The 2,962-nt window shown below is 62.7% G+C and carries 6 protein-coding genes; 1 reads left to right on the forward strand and 5 read right to left on the reverse strand.

The features are described 5' to 3' along the window. On the reverse strand, positions 1–371 hold a 371-nt coding region (locus ACU5AP_RS16075; RefSeq protein WP_446681539.1), incomplete at its 3' end, for a glycoside hydrolase family 19 protein. A 77-nt stretch (positions 372–448) separates the two neighbouring features. On the opposite strand from ACU5AP_RS16075, the gene ACU5AP_RS16080 reads away from it, so the two are divergent. Further along, complete coding sequence (locus ACU5AP_RS16080) at positions 449–826, forward strand: hypothetical protein (RefSeq protein WP_128719055.1); 378 nt, start codon at positions 449–451, stop codon at positions 824–826. Between the two features lie 535 nt (positions 827–1,361). Here the strand turns inward: ACU5AP_RS16080 and ACU5AP_RS16085 are convergent. From ACU5AP_RS16085 to ACU5AP_RS16100, 4 genes are all read right to left on the reverse strand, one after another. Next, the gene (locus tag ACU5AP_RS16085) at positions 1,362–1,652 is read right to left on the reverse strand and encodes a hypothetical protein (RefSeq protein ID WP_128719054.1); all 291 of its coding nucleotides are present in this window, start codon (positions 1,650–1,652) and stop codon (positions 1,362–1,364) included. Further along, entirely contained in the window at positions 1,649–2,017 is a 369-nt protein-coding gene (locus ACU5AP_RS16090) for a hypothetical protein (RefSeq protein ID WP_128719053.1), read from the reverse strand. Before ACU5AP_RS16090 ends, ACU5AP_RS16085 begins: the two co-directional genes overlap by 4 nt. Before the next feature lie 59 nt (positions 2,018–2,076). Next, a complete protein-coding gene (locus tag ACU5AP_RS16095) occupies positions 2,077–2,415 on the reverse strand; it encodes a hypothetical protein (RefSeq protein WP_446681540.1) in 339 nt (112 codons plus the stop codon). Between the two features lie 160 nt (positions 2,416–2,575). Further along, a partial coding sequence (locus tag ACU5AP_RS16100; protein ID WP_446681541.1) for a hypothetical protein occupies positions 2,576–2,962 on the reverse strand: 387 nt, incomplete at its 5' end.

Genomic DNA, 2,962 nt, shown 5'->3' on the forward strand with positions numbered 1-2,962 from the left:
CGGCGATAGTTGGCCCGGCCCGTCAATTGGATCGGCCCGCGCCCCTGATAGCGGCGACCATCTCCGGATTGTGTGTTGCCGAGATCCGCGCGCCCCTCGTAGCCCCTCTGCGCCTGCGTCGGGCCCCAGATCTCTTCCATGAAACGGAAGCCGCCGCTCTCATGACCGCACTGGCCCATGAAGTGCGCCAGGCGAAGGCCGCTATCGAGGATGCCGTAGGTGCGGAAGTGGACATTGGCGGCGAGGCCCAGCTCCTCCGCTACCGGCTTCTGCGCGCCCATCCGCGCGAACAGCGCCGTCAGGGTTCCGGCGCCGATGATGCCGTCCACGGACACGCCGAGGCGGCCCTGCAGCCGACGTGCGTCGAGCATGGTGATCTCCAGTTCAGATATTATGGTTTTGCGTGCTGGACTCAGCATCGGACCGAGCCGCTAATGCGGGCCTCAGAATGGAGACCTACATGCCAGCCAAATTCGTGATGCTGCCCTCCCAGACAGGCAGCTTCATCGTCGACGCTCACAGAGTGATTTCAGCGCGCGAAAGCCCGCTGGGAACGATCATCACGACTGGTGAGCGCATCGATCTTGAAGTTATCGCCAACCTCGAGACCGTACTGAGTATCTTGGGTACGCTCCGCTTTCAGGCGAATGCCGGAGGCGTGGCCGCATGGTTCAATCACCGGTACTTGGATTTCGCATCCCTGAACGACGCTGGACCAACTGTTCTTTCGTTCGGCGGCGGATCCGGTGTTCAGACTGACGCTGTTCCCGCCGAGACGCTGGTCGAACTCCTAGCTCGGTTGGAGAGCGAGATGGACCAAAGGTGATTGAGGTCGCCTTGGCGGTTAGGATCCCGTCGGCAAAGCTCCAGCCAACGGGCATCGGATCGACGTTCATCGAAGTCTCCAGTTCAGATTGTGGGGGTTTTTGCGGCCCGGCTGGACAACCGGTCTACTCGGATAGAAAGTAACGCCGCTCACCGAGAGGGGCGCGAGATGCCGGGACGACGACCGTCTGGACGAATATTGGAATCGACGCTGATCGCCCTGTGTTTGGCGATCTTCGGAGTGCTTTATTGGCTGGCGGCAGGCGGGTAAGCGCCAGATAGCACTGCAACCATATCGAGGATCGCTTCGTTCAGGATCGGCCGAAAACGAGGTTCATAATGAATCAGAAGCCAGTTATTGAGCGCGCCTTCGAGTTGGCCGACAGCGGACGTTTCCGTATTCCTAGTGAAGTGCGCAAGGCGCTATTTCATGAAGGATACACGCGTTCAGATTTGTTTGGCCTAGAGGGTAAGGCGACGTGGAGCCAATTGCGTGACCGATGCAGCAAAGCAGTCAGGGAATCGCTCACGCCTGCTTAGGCGACGCGATTAACGCTCTGCCGCCTCACGTTCCGCCACAGGACATGGGCGGTGAAGGCCACGGCGCAGACCAGCAGCGCCTCGGTGCGGGATGCGCCATAGTCCCCGACCAGAACGGTCAGGGAATAGGCGCCCAGGATCAGCGACAGGATGAACAGCGCCCGTCGCACATCGCCCGGTCCCTCAGGATACTCGCCCATGCGGGGCTTCAGCGCCTGCGCGCGCAACTGTAGACAGGCGCTGCCGTAACCGCTCGCCAGCGCGGCGATCCAGTCGACCCAGGTCATCCCGACTTCTCCTTGCCCAGACGAGAGGCCCAGCGCTTGGCCCCCTCGATGACGAGCGGCAGAAGCTCCCAGCCCAAACCACCGACGACGAAGCCGACGGCGACCGGATCGACGGCGGCCCTCAACCCCTCGAACGGGATCATGGCGACCAGCGCCGGGCCAAGAGCGAAGGCTGCGACGGTGCCGACCAGCAGCCCGGCCGTCACATTCGCCAGCGCGCGCCAGAAGTCCGACAGCGACGGCCGATGGCCTGCCTTGACCAGTTGCACGAAGGTGTAGACGCCATAAATCAGCGCCCCGGCCGCGCCCCCGAAGGCATAGCGCAGCCGCCCCAGGTCGAAGCCGGGGGGTAGATCAGACAGCATGCGCCGCCCTCCCATTTCAGATTGTCAGGAAACGGCCCACCAGCGGCGAACCGGGTTCGTCAGGCTTCCGGCTCGGCCGGGGCCTCCGGCGCTGGCGTCGGCTGCAATGACTGGACCCGCGCCTGGGCTGCGGAAAGACCGCTCTCCATCGACGTGACGATGCGCTGAAGCATCTGCTTCGTGCCCTCGGCGCCCTGCGTTCCGAGCGGGCGCGGCAGGTCGTCCACGCTATCGGCAATGGCGGCCTTCACTCCGGACAAGAAGGCACCTGCCTGTTCCCCCGAAAGGAGGGCGACGGCTGCGTTCGCGGACGGCAGTCGAGCAGCCTTGGCGGCTTCCGCCGCGGCAGCCATGGCGGCTTCAGCGGCGGCAAGCTTTTCAGCGTCTGTTTGCGTCATAGCTATCAGCCCTTCTCTAGTTATGTTCGCTACGGCCGGAGCCGGTCGTTCGATCATCGCCGCCACGATGGCGGGGAGACCTTCGAGCGTTCACCCAGAAGATCAGGGCTATGACGCCCAAAAGCAGGGCTAAACCGAGATAGATCATCGGCTGCATGGCTCACTCCTCGTTGTAGAAAATCTCGACCTCGATCACGACATTCGCCGTGTTCCCGGCCGCGTCTCTGGCAGAGCACCCGAAGACAGCTCGCTTGGTCTGATTGGTCAGGTTGGTGTCGAAAGACAGAATGTGCCTGTAGGGCGCAGTGGAAGCCGTAGACCGCACAGGGAAAGCCTCGATCGAAGCGTCCCCGCTCATGCGGTAGACAATGAAGTCAACCGGCCCCACGGCCCCGACCGCTTCAACCGTGACGTTGGCAGTGCCGACCGAGCCCGGTCCCGTACGTGAAGCGCTGATGTACATATGAGACGACTTCACGTGGAAGCCGACCCCGCTGGTGTTGTCGAAGTTGTAGGGAGCAGTGGTCATTCGACCGCTGTACCCGTT

It is taken from the genome of Brevundimonas sp. RM1 (genome assembly GCF_052907225.1).